The sequence below is a fragment of the Halocella sp. SP3-1 genome (assembly GCF_003953885.1).
GTDB lineage: Bacteria > Bacillota > Halanaerobiia > Halanaerobiales > DTU029 > Iocasia > Iocasia fonsfrigidae.
Genome location: NZ_CP032760.1, coordinates 473,891 through 494,257, shown reverse-complemented (window position 1 = coordinate 494,257; position 20,367 = coordinate 473,891). Strand labels below are relative to the sequence as shown.

Here is a 20,367-nt window from a genome sequence, read left to right as displayed (position 1 = left end):
TTTAAGATTTAAATATTTTAAGAGAAGTTTTAATTACAAAAGGGGGGTAATATTGTGAGTGTTTTAGCTTGGCTATTTCTAGTTTTTGCAATCTTGTTATTTTCAGGAATTCCAGTAAGTGTTGGACTAGGGTTAACATCACTTTTTTATTGTGTAATAACTGGAAATTATTCTTTTATCCTTATGATACCCAAGAGAATGTTTGCTGGTATGAATAGTTTTGTTATTATGGCAATTCCATTATTTATGTTGACAGGAAGTTTAATGAATAAAGGTGGAGTTACAACTCGTTTGATTAAATTGTCAGATTTGTTAGTAGGTCGTTTAAGGGGTGGATTAGCACATGTTAATGTTTTAGCGAGTATGCTTTTTGCTGGAATAACGGGGTCTGCGTTATCTGATATAGCAGCTATGGGTTCTGTCTTAGTTCCAGCAATGGTTGAGGATGGATATGATAAAGAATTTTCAACTGCTGTTACTGCTGCTTCTGCTATTCAGGGTCCTATTATTCCGCCGTCAATTCCAGCAGTATTAGTAGCAGCTGTAACAGGTATTAGTACAGGAGCCCTATTTTTGGGAGGAGCTATTCCTGGTATGCTTCTTGGTGTTGGTTGTTTTATTATTATATTCTTTTTGGCTCGAAAAAGAAAATACCCTAAAAATGAAACAAAATATACTAAAGAACAAATATTTAAAATAATTAAGGATTCAATTGTAGCAATAATGGCTCCTGTTATTATTTTAGGGGGAATATTAAGTGGTATTTTTACTCCTACTGAAGCAGCAGGAATTGCAGTTCTATATTCTTTTGTTGTTGCGGTATTAATATACAAGAATGTAGGGCTTAAGAGCTTGATAAATATTATGAAAGAAACAATTATTCAATCTTCTAAAATATACTTTATTATAGGAGTTGCGACATCTTTTGCTTGGTTTTTAAGTTTGGAACGTTTTCCAGATTTACTTACAAATATCTTGCTATCTTATAGTGGAGGTAGCACATGGAAAATACTATTGATACTCAATGTAATACTATTACTTTGGGGGATGTTTATTAGTACAAACCCAGGCATATTAATTTTAGGTCCTATTTTATTTCCTATAATACAAAGTTTTGGAATAAACCCTGTACATTTTGGTGTGATTATGATAGTTAATTTTATGATTGGTTTAATTACACCTCCATTTGGAGTTGGACTCTTCTCAGCTGTTGCAATAGGTGAAGTATCTTTAATTGATTTAATTAAAGAGTTATGGCCTTTTTTAATAATCGAATTAGCAGTTTTGTGTTTAGTTACATTTGTTCCTGCCATCTCACTTTTCTTGCCTAGATTATTTGGTTTAATCTAGTAGTTGTGGGAAAAATATGATTTAGCACAGTATTAGCAGTAAGGTAACTATTATTTTATAAGGAAAAAATTAATTGCTTATAAAAATATAAAATTATAAGAAAGGAGTCTTAAATATGCAAGATATTATTTTTCAAATACCAAAAAGAGTAGAAATAGGTTTTTCTAAGAGTGAACAGGTAGGAGAAATAGTTGAAGAATTAGGTATTTCTAGATTACTTGTAGTAGTAGATAATAATTTGATGAAATTAGGACTTATAGACAGCATATTAGCTCTCTTAAAAGATTCAGGAATATCATTTTCAATATTTGATGAAATAAAAGGGGAGCCTACTATTGATGAGATAGATCAAGCCATAAAAAAACTTAATATAGCAAATAGATTTGATGGAATTATAGGTATTGGTGGAGGTAGTACTCTTGATACTGCAAAATTGCTGGCTGTTGCCAATAGTGTAGAAGATTCTGTTAAAGAGTTTATTGGCAAAAAGATAACTGAACCGGGATTACCGACAATTATGATTCCTACGACATCAGGAACTGGTTCAGAAGCAACCCCAAATGCTATTGTAAAAAATGTGGAAGAAAATATCAAATTGGGATTAATTGGACCGGCGTTAATACCGAAAGCAGTTATACTGGACCCAGAGTTAACGATATCTTTGCCGCCAAAAATTACAGCAGAAACAGGAATAGATGCCTTTACCCATGCTATTGAATGCTTTATTTGTAATAAAGCAAATGAAATGAGTGATTTATATGCTTTGGAGGGAATTCGCTTAATAAGTAAATATTTACCGTTAGCAGTTAAAAACGGAGAAAATAAAGAAGCAAGATATAAAATGATTTTAGGAAGTTTTTATGGTGGGGTAGCGATAACAAATTCTGGAACAGGGGCAGTGCATGCTCTGGCCTACCCATTAGGCGGGAAATATGGGGTAAGTCATGGGTTATCTAATGCTATTTTACTGGCTGATGTAATGGAATTCAATTCTTCAGCAGTACCAGATAAATTTGTTAGAGTGGCAGAAAAAATGGGTATTAAGAGAGATGGTCTTTCAACAGGGCAGATTGTAGTTAGAGTAGTAGAGGCAATTAAAGATTTAACTAGAGAGGTCGGTATCAAGGTTGATACTATCAATATTGCTGAAAATGATATTGAGGATCTGGCTAAGTCTGCAATGACAGTAGAACGTTTATTAAATAATAATCCACGGTTAGTTGAATATAAAGATGCAAAAAGAATATATAAAAAGGTTTTTGTTGACTAATATAATAAGGAGGAATTTAAAATGTTTAATCCGGAGGGAATAATAGTTGCCATGGTTACTCCTATGACTTCAGATGAGGACCTTGATGAAGCAACATTACGTAAAGCTGTAAACTATTATATTGACAAAGGTGTACAGGGATTATTTTGTTTAAGTACTAATGGAGAGTTTTTCTCTTTAACTTATGAAGAAAAGATACGAATGGTTGAAATAGTAATAGATGAAGCTAAAGGAAGAGTTCAGGTATGGGTTGGTACTGGTGGAATAACTACCAGGGAAGTAATTAAACTTACCAAAGAAGTGGAGGCTATGGGTGCCGATGCAGTTTCTGTAATTACACCCTATGTGGTCTCACCTTCACAGGAAGAAATGTTTGTTCACTATCAGCGTATTGCTGAAAGTGTTAAGCTCCCAATTATAATTTATAATATTCCTGCTAAGACACAGGTTTCTATTTCCCCAGATATTGTACAGCAGCTGGCAGAGATTGATAATATTGTGGGCATTAAAGATAGTAGTGGAGATTTTAAAAATATCCTGCAATATATCCAATTAACACCTGCAGATTTTAGTGTATTATCAGGTAATGATGGATTAGTATACTGGACTTTGCTGGCAGGAGGTAAAGGGTCTGTTAGTGGTATGGCCAATATTTTCCCCGAAATAATGGTAGGTATATACCGTTTATGGAAAGAAGGAAAATATGAAGAGGCAAAACAAATGCAGGATAAAATTGCTCCAATTCGGAGTACTCTGGGTTTAAATACCTTTCCATCAATTGTTAAGACAGCTATGGAACTAAGCGGTAAGCCTGTTGGTCCAACTAGAAGTCCAATTCTAATGCCTGATGAGAGTATAAAAACGAAAGTCAAGGAAGTTATTAATAAACATTATTTGCAATACACATCTTCCTTTTAAATATATCTCTGACAATCAACTAGTAAGGCGGGAGGACCCCAGGATGTAAATCCAGGGGTCCTTTTGTCAATTATAAAATTCTGTATTATAATTATAGTATAAATAAAAAAATAGCGTTTTGGGTATAAATTTGCTAACAGACAAGCCTGGTTTTAAGAACCATTAAAGTCTATTGTAATATAATATAGTCTATAGTTCTGTTTTAAACTTATCACTGAACTAAAAAATTGGAGGTGAAATTATGCAACGAAAAACCTTTGCGGCCAAACTATTGATAACTATGATTGCTTTAATGATAACAGCTTATATTGTTCCTGGAATTTATGTTAGCGGATTCATTGCTGGCCTTTTGGCAGCCTTAATATTGGGTTTTGTCAATGCTGTATTCAAGCCAATCTTTACAATATTGACATTACCATTTACAATTATAACCTTCGGTCTTTTCCTATTTGTAATAAACGGACTGATGCTGCTTATAACTGCAGCTTTTGTCCCTGGTTTTTATATTTCTGGAATCTTCTCTGCCATCATTGCTTCCATAATACTAAGTTTTATTAACTGGATTTTGGAAGGAATACTGGATTAAAAAATTAGCCAGCTTTTTAGCTGGCTTTTCTAGGTTATAGGAGGCAAGTTTAACTCATTATCTCCTGAGGAACTCCTGAGGAAGAGAAACATTGTATAATTAAATGCACGGGGTAATAAAAAAATAGACACATATCTGTATCTTCGATATAATGTTAAGCACCACACAAAACATTAGGAGGATACAGAATATGCGTCAAACTCATTATAACATACAAAGAAAAAAAGGAAAACACTTAACTCTAGAAGATAGAAAAATCATAGCTCATTTATATAATAAGCAAGGAAAAAATTATACTGAGATAGCCCGAGAGATGAACTGCCATAGAACCACTATTAGTAGAGAAATTAAAAAAGGAATTACAATCCTAAAGGACTACATGTGGAGAGATAAGGGAGAATATATTCCTGAGATAGCTCAGGGTGTATATGATACTAATGCATCAGCAAAAGGGCCTAAACTTAAAATAGGAAAAAACTTTGATTTAGCAAGTTTTATAGAAGAAAAAATTAAAGAGAAATATTCACCAGAAGTAATAGCATTAATGATTGATGAAAGTGATAAATTTGATATATCAATTCATTGGAAAACAATAATTATATAGATCAAGGGATATTACAGATTGAAAGAAATAACTTAATCTATGGTGAATATAGAAAGAAAAAACGGAAGCCGAAAGAGAGTCAAAGAACAAAAAATCATAAACAAAACAGGACAATAAGAGACCGACCAAATGAAGCAGATAAGCGACAAGAGGTTGGACATTGGGAGATGGATTTAGTTGAAGGGAGAAAGGGCAAGAATGAACCATATTTACTTGTATTGAGTGAAAGAACAAGTCGTAAAGAGATAATAGAATTAATTCCAAATAAAACCCAGGAATCAGTGATAAAAGGCCTAGATAGAATTGAGCGACGCCATGGAGTAGTTAAATTTAGAAAGATATTTAAAACAATTACAACAGACAATGGGTCTGAATTTAAAGATTATGAGGGTATTGAAGAGTCTTTCACCGGGAGTAGTATTCCTAGGACAAAACAGTATTATTGTGATGCATACTGCAGCTGGCAAAGAGGAACAAATGAGAACATAAATAAGATGATCCGTAGGTTTCTACCCAAAGGAATTAGCTTCAAAGGATTAACCAGAAATAAAGTTAAAAGAATACAAGAATTTATAAATACCTACCCGAGAAAAATCTTTGAGTTCAAAACGTCTAGAGAAATATTTAAGGAAAAGACATTTAATGTTGCTTAACATATATTAACAAATATTGAAGATGAAAATATTTTAAAAAACCGTGCATTTTAACTTGCAATTAATAACTCCTGAGGAAGATCAAAAATAATTTGACAGTTATCAAGAAAAGTAGTAAACTAATTATAGAAACTTATTTTGGACGATTGAATAAGTATTAGAAATTATTTTTTTAAAAACTTTTTTTGTCATACAAAAAAAGTTTCGGGTTTGGGAGGAATACTAGATGAGAAAAGGTAATATGAAATTAATGAAAAATATAAATGTATCCTTAATTATCAGGGAATTTAATGATGCTGGTCCCTGTTCTCGAGCAGATTTAACTGAAAAAACAGGGTTGAGCCCTACTACGATTACTACCCTGATTGATGAAATGATAAAAAATAAGTTGATAATAGTAATAGGTGAAGGTGAATCAAAGGGTGGACGGAGACCAATTTTATTAGATTTAAACCCTGATCATGGTTATATACTTAGTGCTAATATTTCTGCAGGTTCTATTTCAATGGCCTTACTTGACCTCAAATATAATATTCATGATAGTTATGAAGAGGAATTAAGATATCCAGTTGAACACAATATAGTTGAAATAATAGTAAATATAATTAATAAATTGATTAAAAACAACAATATTATTGAAGAAAAAATCATTGGGCTGGCTCTCGGGTGGTCGGGAATTATTAATCAAGAAAATGGTTCTGTTAAATATTCGGCTATTATGGGTTTAAGGGATTTCCTTGTCCTTGAACCAATACAGGAAAAATATTCTTTCCCTGTATATTTAGAAAACGATACTAATTTAGCTGCTCTTGCCGAAAATGAGTTTGGCTATAAACATTTAGAAAATTATATATATGTAATGATCGGGTCCCAAGTCGGTGCTGGGATAATAATAGATAATAATATTTACCGGGGAAAATTCGGCCAGGCTGGTGAATTTGGTCATATAATCGTAGAAAAAGAAGGGGCTAAGTGTATTTGTGGGCGTAAAGGTTGTTTAACAGCTGTTCTATCCCAGTATATTTCTGTGGAAAATGAAAGGCAATTCCGTAAGCAATTTAAAAATATAGATTTTGATTCTCCAAATTATGAAAACTTTTGTGATTATCTAGCCCTGGCTCTTTCCAATTACATACATTTGATAGATACTGAGGCAGTCATTTTTGGAGGAGAGCTGGTAAAATTGGCTCCAAAGTCTTTTTACAAGCATATGAAAGACAGGATCAAGAAATACTCGATGTGGGATTTTTATCAAAATGTACAGGTTCTGCCAGCGACTCTAGCGGAGGATGCCGTTATAATGGGGGGGGCTAGTTTTTGTTTTCATAATTCCAGGTATTTTAAAAGAGAGGAGGGATCAATAGGGTAAAAAATTAAAACTATATAAGTTTCATTTAATTTATTAACATTAAGGCTTTGTGTAAGCCAATTATATTAATGGAGCAATTCTATATTTTTCACGTAGGCAGGACGCCGTAACGAACGACAAGCGTAATTAATATAATTGGGCTGGAACGGTAAAGTGGGATATTTAAGTGCCACTTATATATTTTAAGATTTCCCGTTTTTAACCAAAACAAGGAGGGATAACTTTGAAAAAATATCTATTGATTGGTCTATTGTTAGTGATATTGGCAGGTATGAGTTTTTCAGTATTTGCACAAGAAAAAATTAGTATTAGACACATGGAACCAGGTGATGATAAAAAACTTGGATATGTCCACGAATTTGCCAATAAATACATGGAAGCAAATCCTAATGTTGAGATTGAAATAATTGAAGTGGGTTGGGGAAATATTTATCAGAAAATGATGAGTATGGCCCAGGCTGATAATTTACCTGATCTTGTCTATGTAGGTTCTCGCTGGATACCTGTCCTGGTTGAGATGAAGGCAATTAAGCCCCTTGATCAATATATGAATCAAGATAAAAAAGATGATTACACTAAATCACTACTGGCAACTGCCCAATATAAAAATAGACAGTATGGTTTACCCAGAGCCTTTTCTACTAAAACCCTGTTTTATAGAACTGACCTAATTGCAGAACCACCACAAACCTGGGAAGAGCTTATTGAAGTATCCAAAAGAATACAGCAGGAAAATCCAGGTATGTATGGTTTTGGTATTGCTGGGGCAAAACATGTTTCTACAACTTCCCAATTCTTTAACTACCTCTTCCAGGCAGGGGGAGAGGTTTTTGATAAAAATGGTGAACCTGTAATTAACAGTGAGGCCGGTGTTAAAGCATTAAAATATTATGTAGACCTTTACAGGAAACACAAATTTGTTCCTAATCCTGTAGAATATAACCGGGAAGAACTCCCGACTCTTTTTGCCACTGGTAAGATTGCCATGTTTATTTGTGGACCCTGGGGCAAATCAATTATTGGTCGTTCCCCCGATAATAAAGAAACTCCCTATCAAACTGCATTAATACCAAAGGGAGACTACCGTAAAAGCATACTGGTTTCTGATTCTTATGTCTTATCTAAAAGTGCCAGTGAACAGGTCTGGGATTATCTAGACTTTATTACCAGTTATGAAAATCAGACCTATTATGATTATGAGTATGGTTCAGTACCGGTTATGAAAGATGCTGCAGATACTGAGCAATTCCAAAAAGATGATTTCTTTAAAACTTTTATTGATACTATTAAAACCGGTGAAGCACAACCATTACCTATAGTTTGGGAAACATTTCAGGATATTATGACAGACGCAATTCAGAGTGCCTTAATGGGAGATAAAACTCCCCAGGAGGCCCTTGATATAGCTGTTATTAAGATAAAAGATGAAGGTATTGCTCCCACTAGATAATATAGTTGTCTTCCCCCAGAAATGTTTCTGGGGGAAGGCCCTTAATCAGGAGGTAAAGACAATGAGTATTCGTAAAAAGTATCTCCCCTATATCTTTATACTACCAGCCGCTACTTTTATGTTGTTAATTGTTGCTTATCCAATTTTATTAACTGTTAGAACTGCTCTTTACCATGAGGTTTTAACACGTCCCTGGGAGGGAGTAGAATTTGCAGGCTTAAGTAATTTTACTAAATTGCTTCAGGATAGGGAATTTTGGGGTGCCTTACAACGAACCCTTATCTGGACTGTTAGTTCTGTGATGGGCAAAACACTAATTGGACTAGCTATAGCTTTAGTATTAAATCAGAAATTTAAGATAAGAGGGCTTTATAGAACCCTTATTTTAATTCCCTGGGTTACACCTCAGGTTGTTTCAGCTATTATTTGGCGCTGGGTTTATAATGGTGAATATGGTATGTTGAATTATGTTTTTATAAAATTAGGATTTATTAGTGAAGGTATTTCCTGGCTTGGTCATAGGTCGACAGCTTTTATAGCCGCAGTTATTAATGATATGTGGATTGGTATTCCCTTTATGATTGTGGTATTTTTGTCTGGATTACAGGGGATTTCTCAGGAAATATATGAGGCAGCCCGGGTAGATGGGGCAAATAAGTGGCAGCAATTGTTTAAAATTACATTACCCCAGTTGAAACCTGTCTTTTTAACTGGGACTATCTTATCAATTATCTGGACTTTTAATTCTTTTAATATTATCTGGGTTTTAACTAAGGGTGGGCCGGTCAATGCCACAGAAACTCTGGTTATTAAAACATATAAAGAGGCCTTTAGTAAATTCGATTTAGGTATTGGTGGAGCTTATGCTGTGACAACCTTTATCTTACTTATGATTTTTAGTTTGTTCTACTGGAATTTATTTAAAGCAAAAGAATAAGTTAAAGGATGGTGATCAAATGAAAAACAAAGGTAGATTTATACAAATTTCATTGACCCATATTATAATGATACTTTTTTTAGTGATGTTACTATTTCCTACTGCGGTAATGCTCTCTACCTCATTTAAAACCTTTGATAGTGTATTGACCTGGCCTCCTACCTGGATTTCTGAGGATTTACAGTTCGTCAATTATTGGACAGTCTGGGTAGGTGAGTATCAGTTTTATAAACCATTTTTAAATAGTATTTTAATAGCTGGTTCTGTAGGTATATTGTCTCTGACCCTTGGTACACCAGCTGCTTATGCCATGTCCCGCTACCAATTTAAAGGGAGGAAACTATTTTTGTTTTCTGTACTGGCTACTCAGATGTTTTCTCCAATAGTTTTGTTAGTTCCCTTGTATAAAATAGTAATAAATCTAGGATTAATTAATACATTTACCTCTGTAATTGTAGGTAGAACTGCTTTTGCGTTACCGATGGTTATCTGGCTTTTGCTTGGTTATTTTGAAAACATTCCCCGTGGCCTGGAAGAAGCTGCTATGGTAGACGGTTGTTCACTATTAAAATCCCTATATAGAATAATTCTCCCACTTGCCGGGCCGGGAATTGCTACAGCTGGTATCTATGCCTTTATCATGGGGTGGAATGATTTGATGTTTTCTTTGACCTTTATAAATGATGCCAGTATGTCGCCAATAACCCTGGCTATGAGTGATTTCGTAGGGAAAAATGTAGTACTCTGGCATGAAATGATGGCAGCTGCTGTTATCTCTATCTTGCCTGTTGCTATTTTATTTTCATTTGTCCAGAGATTCCTTGTGCAAGGATTAACTGCTGGAGCCGTTAAAGGGTAGAATTTAGTTATCTGTTTAACCTTTATTTAATAAATTGGTAGATTAAAAAATAATTTTATTAGAGGTGATTATTAATGTCAGGTCCTGCAACTGTTGTTGTGTTAGGTGCTGGTAATCGTGGAAGAGAGGCTTATGGGAGGTATATACAGGAACACCCTGGTGATATTAAAGCTGTCGCAGTAGCTGAACCAGATGTGACTAAACGCAGACTCTTTGCAAAAGAGCACAATATAGATAATGATAGACAATTTGCTGACTGGAAAGAATTATTATCCAGGGATAGGCTTGCTGAGGGAATAATAATTGCTACTTTAGATAATATGCATGTAGAGCCAGCTATTCAGGCTATGGACAAAGGCTATAAGTTGTTGCTGGAAAAACCAATTGCCCCTACATTAGAGGGAGTAAATGAGATCTATCGTAAATATAAAGAGACTAATAGTACAGTATTGGTATCTCATGTGTTGAGGTATACTAATTTTTTTCAGAAATTAAAGGAATTGATGGATGATAAGGTGATTGGTGATCTCAGGCTTGTCGATCTGATTGAAAATATAGGGTTTTATCACTTTGCCCACAGTTATGTCAGGGGTAACTGGCGGAATACAGATCTTGCTGCCCCTATAATTTTAGCCAAGAGCTGTCATGACCTTGATATCTTACATTGGCTTTTAGGAACTAAAACAAAGCTTTTATCTTCACATGCCTCCAGGGAGGTATTTCGGAAAGAAAAACAACCGGAAGGTGCCGGTGACCGTTGTCTTGATTGTGGTATTGAAAATGACTGCCCATATTCTGCCCGCAAAATCTATTTGGGGGATAATACTGGTTGGCCAGTTTCAGTAATTACCACTGACTTTTCCTATGAAGGTAGGTTTAAGGCCTTACAAGAAGGTCCCTATGGCAAGTGTGTCTGGAAATGTGATAATAATGTACCTGAGGTACAGCGGGTGAATATGACCCAGGAGGATAATACTGAGGTGAATTTTACCCTAACAGCATTTTCTAAGGAGATTAATAGAACGATAAAACTATTTGGGTCACAGGGAGAAATCAGAGGTGATCTCGAACATGGAATTATTCAGGTATTTAAGTTCGGAAAAGATGTTTATAAAATAAGTGTTAAAGAAGGACGGGGTGGACATAGTGGTGGTGATACCGGGCTTATGAACCAGTATGTCGATATATTAAAAAATAAGGAAGGTAATAGTGGGGCGACATCTTTAGATGTTTCACTTGAAAGCCATTTAATAGCTTTTGCTGCTGAAGAAGCAAGAAAAAACAATAGTATTATTCAACTAAAGGAATGGAGAGTAAATTTATAATTTTAATATGATTAATCCAGAAAAATGAGAAAAATATTGAAATAGATAAGCTCAAAAAGAGGTGGCAGATTAGTGAGGGTTATAATAGAAAATGATTATCAGACAATGAGTCGGAAAGCTGCCTTGTTAGTGGCAAGCCAGGTCAATTTAAAACCTAATAGTGTATTAGGTCTAGCTACTGGGAGTACCCCGGAAGGAATGTATCAGAAATTAGTTCAGATGTATCACAGGGGGGAAATAGACTTTTCTGAGGTGATAACTTTTAATCTTGATGAGTATTACAAACTCCCCCCGGATAACAAAGAAAGCTATCATTATTACATGCAGAAAAATCTTTTTAAGCATGTCAATCTTTATCCTGAAAACACTAATATACCACGTGGTATGGTAGGAAATATTGAAACCGAATGTAAGTATTATGAAGAAAAAATCCAGCGGGCAGGAGGAATCGACTTACAGGTTCTGGGGATAGGTTCAAATGGACATATTGGGTTTAATGAACCAGGTGATAGGCTAAATGTTACCACTAAGCTGATTAAACTAACTGAAGAAACGATTAAGTCCAACAGCCGTTTTTTTGACTCTCCAGATAAAGTCCCCCGTAAGGCAGTTTCAGTGGGAATGGCTACGATACTAAAGGCCGAAAGGATTATTTTGCTGGCCAGTGGAGAAAACAAAGCAGAGGCAATAAAAAAGACAGTTAATGGTTATGTTGATACCAGAGTCCCTTCATCATTACTGCAGACTCATCCAGAAGTAACCCTGATTATAGATGAAGAGGCTGCCAGTTTATTATAAGCACACCACCATGTGAAAATTTTGTTGACAAAATTATTTTTGTATAATATAATCCCATATTTGACAGTTGAAAAAGCAAAAAGCCGTATAAACCTTATAAATAAAAGGTTTCTTACGGCTTTCTTTATGTAAAAAAGTGCGTATTTTTTTAATTTTTTGTGTCTCTAATTATTTTTTTAATTTTTTTGTTAGTGATAATCTGATAGTCTGTTCTAAAACCAAAAATCTCATGTAAATTATCAGTAAAATTATTTCTGGTATAAGCAGGGATATAGCCTTCGCCTCTGGCTTCTAGAAAATTCATGTTTTTCAAATTTCGGATGATTGTTGGACAAGTAAATTCACTGTTCAGTCGTTTTTCAAGAAGTCGGTAAATCAACAATGAAATAAAACAGGTTATAAAATGAGCTTCAATGCGTTCATCTTTACTTAAGTAAACCGGTCTTGCTTTGAATTCCGTTTTTATAATTCGGAAACATTCTTCGATTTGCCAACGACCTTTGTTGACCTTTATAATCTCTGAAATATTAGCCTCTAAGTTGGTACAAATACCATAAAATCCATCGTATATCTTTTCCTTATCAATTACATCCGTGTTGATATGATAGATTTTTTTGTTGGCGATTTCGCCGTCATCTGTACAAGTCGTTGTTTTAATAAAACGGCGATAATCGTTTTGGCTTGCTTTACCTATTTTGGATGGATTGGAATCAATTTTCTTTTGAGCCCGTAAAATTTGTTCCTGTCGGATACGTCGCTGATAATTACGATATTTAAAACTAAAAGTAACAATCATTTTTTGCTCTAAGCCATTTTCTTTAATCCACCGTTCTTTATAAAAGACTTTAGAAAGCCAACGTTCTTTTTTATGGTTGTCCTTTATAGCGTTAATTTTTTCTTCCAATTCAGAAAGGTTATACAATTTTTGGCTATCTGATAAAGACCAACCCCTTGGGTTAAGGGCCCACTCTTTAAGGTGTTTCCTTAATTTTTTAACCGATTGAGTTGTGATAAAGGCACGATTACCAATATCATTAAAGCGTCGATTATTATAGGAGGCAAGACCAGCATCCGTACAAACAACAAACTTTGATAATTTAAAATCATCAATGATTTTTTTCTCTAGAGGTTTTAAAGTTGTTTGTTCATTGGTATTTCCTTTGTGAATAGAAAAGGCAAGAGGAATACCATCTCCATCCATGAAAAGGCCCATTTGTACAATGGGATTAGGACGGTGTTCCTTTGAAACTCCATACTGTTTCAATCCTTCTTCCTGCTCAATTTCAAAAAAGTAATTGGTACAATCATAGTAAAGAATACCTGTATTACGTTTGGAAACTTTTAAGCTGTTTTTATATAGAGTGCTTTGAATAAAATTAGACTCTTTTGCCAAAATATCAAGAGCTCGATAAACGTGTTGAAGATCAAAGTTTGGTGGCTCAATAAAAGTAGCTGCCTGACGATGCGTTGTTAACTTAGATGAGGGAAATAAAATACGTCCATAAACCAGTCGAGATAAGATATTATTAAGATCAAACGTAAATTTATATTTATTAGATAATCTATCACAAAGTTTATCAAGAGCAAGTTCATAATATATTTTTTGAAGAAAGAGATAACCACCATTAAAAACCCGTTGTTGGTCTTTTTTGATTTTTTTAACAGGAGAATATTTAACAATAACTTTCTGTTTTTTCTGCCGTTCTTTTTCATTCAATTCCTTAATATATTCTTTTGCCCATTGGATAGGGTCTTCTCCGTTTAACTTCTCTAATAACTCATCATATGTACCAAGTTTCTCTACAATTTTGGTTGTGCGTTTTCCTCTTACGTTTATATCCTTAATGACATAGAGAGAAGACGCATTTTTGGATTTACTAATATTCAATCGCATAAAAATTCCCCCTTATCCTTATATCATACCACATTACGGTAAATTACGCAATAGAAAAGTGGAAAATTTGACATAAAAATAAGCCTATATCAAGGCTTTCGGAGATTTTTATCTTATGCAACTGTCAAAAACCCGTAACCCTGATTATAGATGAAGAGGCTGCCAGTTTATTATAAGCACACCACCATGTGAAAATTTTGTTGACAAAATTATTTTTGTATAATATAATTATTATTAAGAAAATTAATATAATAAAATAAAATACTAAAAGGTGTGTTACTGTTTGGCAGGCATAAACCAGGGAGATAATAAGTATTGATTCTCCGTGGTTTTTTCTTTTAAGGAGGATGAATTATGTCAGACAGAAGTGAATATATAGTATTAAAAGTATTAAATAACAATGTTGTCCTTGCTAAGGAACTGTCAGCTGCTCAGGAGATGGTTTTAATTGGCAAAGGGATAGGTTTTCAATGTAAAACAGGGAAAAAAGTTCAGATTCCTGTTGAAAAAATTGAGAAAAGCTTCATTACCTATTCTAAGCCTATTAAAAATAAATACCTACAGTTAATAAATGAATTAGATGGCCAGATTTTAGGTATTGGTGAGGAGATAATAGCCTTAGCAGAGAATGAACTGGGTGACCTTGACCCCCATGTCCATATTGCCCTAACTGATCACATAGCCTTTACTATAGAAAGACTAAATAATGGAATGGATATTTCTAATCCCTTTCTGGAAGAAATAAAAATACTCTATAATCAGGAGTTCAGGCTTGGAGTAAAGGCAGCAGACTTGATCAAAGAACGACTTTCTCTGGAAATACCAGAATCTGAAGTAGGTTTTATAGCAATGCATCTTCATGCAGCCAGAGAAAAGAAAAAAGTTAGCCAGACAGTTAGAAACACATCATTAATTCGTCACTTAGTTGAAATGGTTGAGGAAGAACTGAATATAAAAATAAATCCCTTGAATTTAACCTATACCAGGCTGGTAAATCATTTAAGGTGTTCACTGGATAGATTAAAAAATAACAAAAAGGTCAGGAACCCCCTGGTTGATAGGATAAAAAAAGAGTTTGGAGAAACTTTTAAAATAGCCCAAAATTTAGGGGCTCGGATTGAAGAATCCCTAAAGGTAGTTGTAAATGAAGATGAACTTGCCTATATAACACTCCATCTGCATAGACTGAAGGATCAGACCTAGGGCAATTATTAAAATTTAAAAGAATGAGAGGCGTGTTACTGAGATGATTCAGGCATAAGCCTTACCCGGTTTTTTGTGGGTAGGTTTATGCCTTTTTTATTATTAATATTGGCTGAATTGACTGAAGGAGGTGGTAGACGACAAGTAGAATTTGCTTTATTGGTTTAATTATTATTATAATTTAAAGGAGGATGTTAAACTATGAAGAAAGGATTTTCACAATTACAACGTATTGGTAAGGCTTTAATGCTTCCTATTGCTGTTTTGCCTGTGGCTGCTCTTATGCTTCGTTTTGGTGTTGACCCCTTTAACTTCCCATTTTTAGCTGCTGCTGGTAGTGCTATTTTTGATAATCTAGCATTATTATTTGCGATAGGTGTTGCCGTGGGAATTGCTTTTGACAAATCAGGTGCCGCTGGTCTGGCAGGTGCTGTCGGATATTTAATTATAACAAATGCTACTCAGGCAATAAACCCGGATATAAATATGGGTGTACTGGCTGGTATTATTGGCGGCTTAGTAGCAGGGGCTCTTTATAACCGCTATCATGATATAAAACTTCCTGATTACCTGGGTTTCTTTGGTGGGAGAAGGTTTGTGCCGATTGTAACTGGGGCGGCCTGTATTGTACTGGCCTATCTATTTGGTTATGTCTGGCCTCCAATTCAAAATGTAATTAATGCAGCTGGACAGTGGGCTATAGATGCAGGGGCAATAGGTGTAGGTGTCTATGGGTTTCTGAATCGTCTCCTGATACCTGTAGGACTCCATCATGTTCTAAATACCCTCGTATGGTTTGTTTTTGGTGAATTTACTACAGCAGCTGGGGAAGTAGTAACCGGTGACCTCCACCGCTTTTTTGCCGGAGATCCCAGTGCAGGCATCTTTATGGCTGGTTTCTTCCCAATGATGATGTTTGGGCTGCCTGCTGCTGCTTTAGCAATGTATCGAGCAGCTAAACCAAAATACAGAAAGGCTGTTTCTGGTATATTTATCAGTGTTGCCCTTACCTCTTTTCTGACAGGAATAACAGAACCAATTGAATTTAGTTTTATGTTTCTGGCACCTTTACTATATCTAATCCATGCAATTCTGAGTGGTGGTTTCCTTATACTTGCTTATTTGCTTGGGATTAGACACGGTTTTGGTTTTTCGGCAGGGCTGATTGACTATGTGGTAAACTTTAATCTGGCAGAAAGACCATTATTAATTATACTACTGGGTATAGCAGCTTTTATCCTTTACTATATAATATTCAAATTTGCTATTGAGAAATTTAATATAGCTACACCAGGACGCCTTGATGCAGATGCCGCTGGTGCCTTTGATATACTACCAGAATCACAGAGAAAAGATAACGGTAAAAATAAGGCAGTACCAGCAGGAGAGGTTGATGAAAAAATAGAAAAATTCATCGAATACCTTGGTGGTGTTGAAAATATAAACAAACTCGATTCCTGTATTACCCGTTTACGCTTGGAAGTTAATGATACAGATAAGATTGATGAGGCAAAATTAAAGAATATAGGAGTTACTGGGGTATTAAAAGCCAATAAAAACAATGCTCAGGTAGTAGTTGGTACTCAAGCAGAACTAATTGCTGATCAGATTAATAAAGCACTTAAGTAATAAATATTAACCAGGGAGGATTTCCTCCCTGGTAAAAATAAGGGGGTTTAAGGTATGGTTACTAGACTGCTGGATGCAAGTAGTACTATATTATTAAATATGGACAAAAATGATTTAATGAAAAGCATAAAATTATCTGAAGGTCGGGTTATCTTAAGTGAGATTATCACTGAAGGGGCTTTATTTAATGGGATTAGTAATGCTGAGATTGCTGCTTCATTTGGGGCAGATCTATTGTTACTAAACCTTTATGATGTAAATAAACCCCATTTTAGAAATATAAGAGCAGATAATAAAAGTGTTATTAGGAGGATAAAAGAATATACCGGTAGACCTATTGGTATTAATTTGGAACCAGTAGACGAAACAATAGGAGAGATGACTAATCTACCTGAGGGGAGAAAGGCTAGTCTGGAAACAGCCTTAAAGGCTTACCAACAGGGTGTAGACTTCATTGTTTTGACGGGAAATCCTTTAACAGGTGTAACAGCAGAAAAAATAGTAAATAATATTAAAAAAATTAAAGCAGAGTTAGGCAATAAAGTGATAATAATGGCCGGGAAGATGCATACAGCAGGGGTTGAAGAAGACTATCTTGCCAAAGATATGTTCGACGAAATGATAAGTGCTGGAGTAGATGTTATTTTACTGCCCGTACCAGGCTCAGTACCAGGTATTTCCCTTGAAGAATGCAAGCAAGCTGTAGGCAGAATTAAGCAAAACGGTGTTTTAGTTATGACTACCCTGGGCACTTCCCAGGAGGGGGCAGATAAAGAAACTATTAAGAAATTGGCTTTAAATAGCAAGATGGTAGGGGCAGATATCCATCATATTGGGGATGCGGGAATGGCTGGTATGGCATTACCGGAGAATATTATGACATATTCTATTACTGTCAGGGGTATTCGCCATACTTATAAACGGATGGCACTATCTATTAAGAGATGAATAATGTTAATTTTAAGTTTATGGTATAATATTATATATTATTTTCTTTCATAGAGGAGTTGATCTAATGTTTAATTTTTTAAAAAAAAAGCAGGAGGTTTTAAAAGCCCCTCTTAGTGGGGAACTTGTTCAGATAAATGATATACCAGATGAAGCCTTTGCCCAGAAGATGATTGGTGATGGGATAGCCATAAAACCTACTAATCCTTACCTGGTGTCACCATCAAATGGAGTTGTTGTTCAGAAATTTTCTACCAACCATGCCCTAGGTATTAAGACAGATCGAGGACTGGAAATATTACTCCATATGGGGATTGATACAGTCGAGCTTAAAGGGGAAGGTTTTGAACCCTTGATTGAAGAGGGTCAGCAGGTCACAACAGGTCAAAAACTGCTTAAAATAGACTGGGATATAATATCTGAAAAAGCCCCCTCTACTATTTCACCTATTATAATAACTAATATGGAATTAGTGGAATCTATAGAAGTAATGGCAAATAAAACTGTAGAAACTGGATATGATTTATTGTCTATAAAAATAAAAAATAATTAAAAGGGTGATGATAATGGTAGAAAAGAAAGTTGTGATTAAGAATAAAACAGGACTTCATGCTAGACCAGCTGGCCGTCTTGTAAAAAAAGCTAAAGCGTATTTGTCTGATATAAAGTTGATTTACGGAGATAAAGAAATAAACGCCAAAAGTGTCATGAATGTAATGACTTTAGGGGCTGCTAAAGGTAAGGAATTAATCATTAAGGCTTCAGGAGATGATGAAAAAAAGGCTGTCAATGAATTAGTAAACTTTATAGAAATTGAATTGCCTGCTATGGAAGAAAATGGAGAGTGATTTTGTGGATGGAATAGCAGTATCACCAGGGATAACTATTGGCAAGGTATATCTGATTAATAATCAAAAACAAGAAATAGACAAAAGCAGGATTGCTGAGGATGAAATACAGGCAGAATTAAATAAGCTTAGTAAAGCACTTAGTCAGGCAGAAAAAAGTCTTCATAATATAAAAAAGCAGACAGAAGAGAGATTTGGCCCTGAGAAAGCTGAAATATTTGAGGCACACCTCATGTTTTTAGAGGACCCTGAATTTATTACAGCAATTGAAGAAGAGATCAAAGAAAATAGGCTTAGGGCTGAAGCAGCAGTTAGTAAAGTAGTGGACCAATATGTCCAGTTGATGACCCAACTGGATGATGAATATATCTTAGCCCGTCAGGCTGATTTTAAGGATGTTGGAGGAAGACTGATCAAGATAATTAAAGGGGAAAAAAGTAATTCTCAAAAGATTTCTCCCAATACAATAATTGTGGCAAAGGATTTGACCCCTTCTGATACAGCGCAATTAGATTCAGAAAAGGTGCTGGCTTTTGTTACTGCTGAGGGCTCCCGGACATCACATACTAGCATTATGGCCAGGTCATTAGGGATACCAGCAGTAGTTGGGATTGGTATAGAATTGCTGGAAAGGGTAAAAAATGGACAGGAAGTAATAGTTGATGGGACAGATGGTAAGGTAATAATTGAACCTGCTCAAGACACAATTAAACACTATCAAAATAAGATAGAAAAGCAGCAGCAAGAGTTGGAGAGAAAAAGGAAATTTGTCCACAAAAAAGCTGTTACAATAGATGGATTCGAGATTAAGGTTGCTGGAAATATTGGGAATTTGTCTGATTTAGATGTGGTTTTAGAGCAGGGTGCTGATGGTGTTGGTTTGTTTAGGACAGAGTTTCTCTATATGGATCGGGAGCAGAGCCCTTCTGAAGAAGAACAGTTTGAGGTTTATAAGGATGTTACTATAAAGGCGGGAGACAAACCTGTTATAATCAGGACACTTGATATTGGTGGAGATAAGGAATTATCATATATGAAATTGCCTGATGAGCTAAACCCTTTTCTGGGCTATCGAGCTATCAGGATTTGTCTTGATAGGCCAAATATTTTCAAAGCACAATTAAAGGCTATCCTGCGTGCTGCAAATTATGGACAGATAAAGATCATGTTTCCAATGATAGCTGCTTTAGAAGAATTATCAAAGGCTAAACAACAGTTAGATCTTTGTAAAGAAGAACTGAAAGTAGTAGGAAAAGAATATAATCCTAATATAGAGGTAGGGGTTATGATTGAAACCCCGGCTGCTGTTATGATTGCTGAGGAGTTGGCCCGGGAGGCAGATTTTTTCAGTATAGGTACAAATGACTTAATTCAATATACAATAGCTGTTGACAGGACAAACAAAAAGGTGTCAGCTATGCATTCTCCTTATCATCCCTCTGTTTTACGTTTAATAAATAAAGTTGTAAAGACTGCCCATCGACAGGGGATTCCAGTAGGCATGTGTGGGGAAGCAGCCAGTGAGGAAATATTAATACCGTTCTTACTGGGGATTGGTCTTGGTGAGCTTAGTATGAGTGCGGTCTCTATTTTAAGTGTTAAAGAGCAGATTAGTAAATGGTCAAGAAAAGATGCTTTACTAATAGCAGAGAAGGTACTGGAACTGGGTTCAAGTAAGGAAATAAAGGATTATTTAAGTGAAGTAATAAGAAAAGATAGGTGAGTT

Annotated in this window: 17 protein-coding genes and 1 pseudogene; 17 read left to right on the top strand and 1 reads right to left on the bottom strand. The window is 35.1% G+C overall.

Annotated features, from left to right (window positions below):
* The first annotated feature begins 54 nt into the window (after nucleotides 1–54).
* The 11 genes and pseudogenes from D7D81_RS02290 to nagB all read left to right on the top strand — a co-directional run bounded on the left by D7D81_RS02290 (nucleotide 55) and on the right by nagB (nucleotide 12,119).
* A complete protein-coding gene (locus D7D81_RS02290) occupies nucleotides 55–1,350 on the top strand; it encodes a TRAP transporter large permease (RefSeq protein ID WP_164522082.1) in 1,296 nt (431 codons plus the stop codon).
* A 115-nt stretch (nucleotides 1,351–1,465) separates the two neighbouring features.
* Entirely contained in the window at nucleotides 1,466–2,620 is a 1,155-nt protein-coding gene (locus D7D81_RS02285) for an iron-containing alcohol dehydrogenase (protein WP_125986933.1), read from the top strand.
* A 21-nt stretch (nucleotides 2,621–2,641) separates the two neighbouring features.
* Complete coding sequence (dapA, locus tag D7D81_RS02280) at nucleotides 2,642–3,538, top strand: 4-hydroxy-tetrahydrodipicolinate synthase (RefSeq protein WP_125986931.1); 897 nt, start codon at nucleotides 2,642–2,644, stop codon at nucleotides 3,536–3,538.
* Nucleotides 3,539–3,779: 241 nt separating this feature from the next.
* Entirely contained in the window at nucleotides 3,780–4,124 is a 345-nt protein-coding gene (locus tag D7D81_RS02275) for a phage holin family protein (RefSeq protein ID WP_125986929.1), read from the top strand.
* A 190-nt stretch (nucleotides 4,125–4,314) separates the two neighbouring features.
* Nucleotides 4,315–5,381 (top strand): annotated as a pseudogene (locus D7D81_RS20360) (IS30 family transposase).
* Nucleotides 5,382–5,607: 226 nt separating this feature from the next.
* Entirely contained in the window at nucleotides 5,608–6,750 is a 1,143-nt protein-coding gene (locus D7D81_RS02265) for an ROK family transcriptional regulator (RefSeq protein WP_125986926.1), read from the top strand.
* A gap of 223 nt (nucleotides 6,751–6,973) precedes the next feature.
* Nucleotides 6,974–8,200, top strand: a complete 1,227-nt coding sequence (locus D7D81_RS02260) for an ABC transporter substrate-binding protein (RefSeq protein WP_125986924.1) — start codon at nucleotides 6,974–6,976, stop codon at nucleotides 8,198–8,200.
* Between the two features lie 61 nt (nucleotides 8,201–8,261).
* A complete protein-coding gene (locus D7D81_RS02255) occupies nucleotides 8,262–9,137 on the top strand; it encodes a carbohydrate ABC transporter permease (protein ID WP_286170088.1) in 876 nt (291 codons plus the stop codon).
* A 19-nt stretch (nucleotides 9,138–9,156) separates the two neighbouring features.
* Entirely contained in the window at nucleotides 9,157–9,996 is an 840-nt protein-coding gene (locus D7D81_RS02250; RefSeq protein WP_125986922.1) for a carbohydrate ABC transporter permease, read from the top strand.
* Nucleotides 9,997–10,070: 74 nt separating this feature from the next.
* On the top strand, nucleotides 10,071–11,321 hold the full coding sequence (locus D7D81_RS02245) for a Gfo/Idh/MocA family protein (protein WP_125986920.1): 1,251 nt from the start codon (nucleotides 10,071–10,073) through the stop codon (nucleotides 11,319–11,321).
* Between the two features lie 72 nt (nucleotides 11,322–11,393).
* A complete protein-coding gene (gene nagB, locus D7D81_RS02240) occupies nucleotides 11,394–12,119 on the top strand; it encodes a glucosamine-6-phosphate deaminase (RefSeq protein WP_125986918.1) in 726 nt (241 codons plus the stop codon).
* A 148-nt stretch (nucleotides 12,120–12,267) separates the two neighbouring features.
* On the opposite strand, the gene D7D81_RS02235 is transcribed toward nagB, so the two are convergent.
* The gene (locus D7D81_RS02235) at nucleotides 12,268–14,013 is read right to left on the bottom strand and encodes an IS1634 family transposase (protein ID WP_125986259.1); all 1,746 of its coding nucleotides are present in this window, start codon (nucleotides 14,011–14,013) and stop codon (nucleotides 12,268–12,270) included.
* A gap of 354 nt (nucleotides 14,014–14,367) precedes the next feature.
* On the opposite strand from D7D81_RS02235, the gene D7D81_RS02230 reads away from it, so the two are divergent.
* From D7D81_RS02230 to ptsP, 6 genes are all read left to right on the top strand, one after another.
* Entirely contained in the window at nucleotides 14,368–15,216 is an 849-nt protein-coding gene (locus D7D81_RS02230) for a PRD domain-containing protein (RefSeq protein ID WP_125986911.1), read from the top strand.
* A gap of 201 nt (nucleotides 15,217–15,417) precedes the next feature.
* Nucleotides 15,418–16,845, top strand: a complete 1,428-nt coding sequence (nagE, locus tag D7D81_RS02225; RefSeq protein ID WP_125986909.1) for an N-acetylglucosamine-specific PTS transporter subunit IIBC — start codon at nucleotides 15,418–15,420, stop codon at nucleotides 16,843–16,845.
* Nucleotides 16,846–16,899: 54 nt separating this feature from the next.
* Nucleotides 16,900–17,793: a DUF7916 family protein gene (locus D7D81_RS02220; RefSeq protein WP_125986907.1), complete on the top strand. Its 894-nt coding sequence runs from the start codon at nucleotides 16,900–16,902 to the stop codon at nucleotides 17,791–17,793.
* 67 nt (nucleotides 17,794–17,860) lie between these two features.
* Nucleotides 17,861–18,346 carry a PTS sugar transporter subunit IIA gene (locus tag D7D81_RS02215; protein WP_125986905.1) on the top strand — a complete coding sequence of 162 codons (486 nt, stop codon included), beginning with the start codon at nucleotides 17,861–17,863 and terminating at the stop codon, nucleotides 18,344–18,346.
* Nucleotides 18,347–18,359: 13 nt separating this feature from the next.
* Nucleotides 18,360–18,641, top strand: coding sequence for an HPr family phosphocarrier protein (locus D7D81_RS02210; RefSeq protein ID WP_164522081.1), 282 nt, complete (start codon nucleotides 18,360–18,362; stop codon nucleotides 18,639–18,641).
* Nucleotides 18,631–20,364, top strand: a complete 1,734-nt coding sequence (gene ptsP, locus D7D81_RS02205) for a phosphoenolpyruvate--protein phosphotransferase (protein WP_125986903.1) — start codon at nucleotides 18,631–18,633, stop codon at nucleotides 20,362–20,364. The genes D7D81_RS02210 and ptsP overlap by 11 nt, the downstream gene beginning before the upstream one ends.
* Nucleotides 20,365–20,367 lie beyond the last annotated feature (3 nt).

What these genes read in the sequence shown, in the direction of transcription:
- D7D81_RS02285 (WP_125986933.1), top strand. Translation starts at nt 1,466, where the DNA reads ATGCAAGATATTATTTTTCAAATACCAAAAAGAGTAGAAATAGGTTTT.
- dapA (WP_125986931.1), top strand. Translation starts at nt 2,642, where the DNA reads ATGTTTAATCCGGAGGGAATAATAGTTGCCATGGTTACTCCTATGACT.
- D7D81_RS02275 (WP_125986929.1), top strand. Translation starts at nt 3,780, where the DNA reads ATGCAACGAAAAACCTTTGCGGCCAAACTATTGATAACTATGATTGCT.
- D7D81_RS02265 (WP_125986926.1), top strand. Translation starts at nt 5,608, where the DNA reads ATGAGAAAAGGTAATATGAAATTAATGAAAAATATAAATGTATCCTTA.
- D7D81_RS02255 (WP_286170088.1), top strand. Translation starts at nt 8,262, where the DNA reads ATGAGTATTCGTAAAAAGTATCTCCCCTATATCTTTATACTACCAGCC.
- D7D81_RS02250 (WP_125986922.1), top strand. Translation starts at nt 9,157, where the DNA reads ATGAAAAACAAAGGTAGATTTATACAAATTTCATTGACCCATATTATA.
- D7D81_RS02245 (WP_125986920.1), top strand. Translation starts at nt 10,071, where the DNA reads ATGTCAGGTCCTGCAACTGTTGTTGTGTTAGGTGCTGGTAATCGTGGA.
- D7D81_RS02235 (WP_125986259.1), bottom strand. Translation starts at nt 14,013, where the DNA reads ATGCGATTGAATATTAGTAAATCCAAAAATGCGTCTTCTCTCTATGTC.
- D7D81_RS02230 (WP_125986911.1), top strand. Translation starts at nt 14,368, where the DNA reads ATGTCAGACAGAAGTGAATATATAGTATTAAAAGTATTAAATAACAAT.
- nagE (WP_125986909.1), top strand. Translation starts at nt 15,418, where the DNA reads ATGAAGAAAGGATTTTCACAATTACAACGTATTGGTAAGGCTTTAATG.
- D7D81_RS02220 (WP_125986907.1), top strand. Translation starts at nt 16,900, where the DNA reads ATGGTTACTAGACTGCTGGATGCAAGTAGTACTATATTATTAAATATG.
- D7D81_RS02215 (WP_125986905.1), top strand. Translation starts at nt 17,861, where the DNA reads ATGTTTAATTTTTTAAAAAAAAAGCAGGAGGTTTTAAAAGCCCCTCTT.
- D7D81_RS02210 (WP_164522081.1), top strand. Translation starts at nt 18,360, where the DNA reads ATGGTAGAAAAGAAAGTTGTGATTAAGAATAAAACAGGACTTCATGCT.
- ptsP (WP_125986903.1), top strand. Translation starts at nt 18,631, where the DNA reads ATGGAGAGTGATTTTGTGGATGGAATAGCAGTATCACCAGGGATAACT.